Below are 723 nucleotides of genomic sequence, written 5' to 3'. Positions count from 1 at the left end.
GACCAAGTCCTAAAACTCCTACTAAAGCTGCTAGACCAAGATATGGCATGTAGCTTGAATCATTTGTACCTGTTTGAGGTAGAGTAGGATTCCCTTTTGGATTTGGAGTAGGAGTTGTTGGCTCCTCTGGTTTCTTAGGTTCTGGCGTTGTCGTGCGAACTGTATTTGAAGCATAAGCAACTTTGTTCACAGTATTTACATAGGTATTTTCAAAGGTTCCGACAGCAATTCGTTTCATTTGAATATAAGTCTCAGCCTGGAATGGAGAATCCAACTGAATCTCTTGAAGGAATTCTTCCTTGAAGCGAATTGTAATCATTCCCTTATCTTGATTATGTTCAACCTGTGTTTCAGCTGTTAAGTCTGTCCCTGCCTTAATAACACGACCGTCTTTCAATCGGATATCAACCTTGGCAAGAACTTTATAGTTTCCAGTGTATTGATCACCTTTTTGGTCATAATCATCTACAAAACTATAGTCATTCAAGTCCTCAGAATGATTTTGTGGAATCAAACCACCGATTAAACGATAATTGAAGAACTGGTTCAACGGAATTGTTTGGCCATCAATATTGTCACTGCTTGGATCCATACTGATTGTCACATCTTTTTTCGGTGTGATTTTCGGTACGTTGTTGACAACTACTTCTGTAGCATAGCCATTTCCAAAATCAATTTGGTAGGCTTTGTTTTCATACTTACCACCCGTTTGACCAAATTCAG

Annotated in this window: 1 protein-coding gene; it reads right to left on the bottom strand. The window is 38.9% G+C overall.

The window, feature by feature from the left end; translation table 11 throughout:
- On the bottom strand, positions 1-723 hold a 723-nt coding region (locus GMD4S_RS09845; protein WP_000341182.1), incomplete at both ends, for an LPXTG cell wall anchor domain-containing protein.

The sequence above is a fragment of the Streptococcus sp. GMD4S genome (assembly GCF_000296955.1).
Note: the sequence above shows the minus strand (reverse complement) of the source record. Positions and strands in the feature narration are given on the sequence as shown.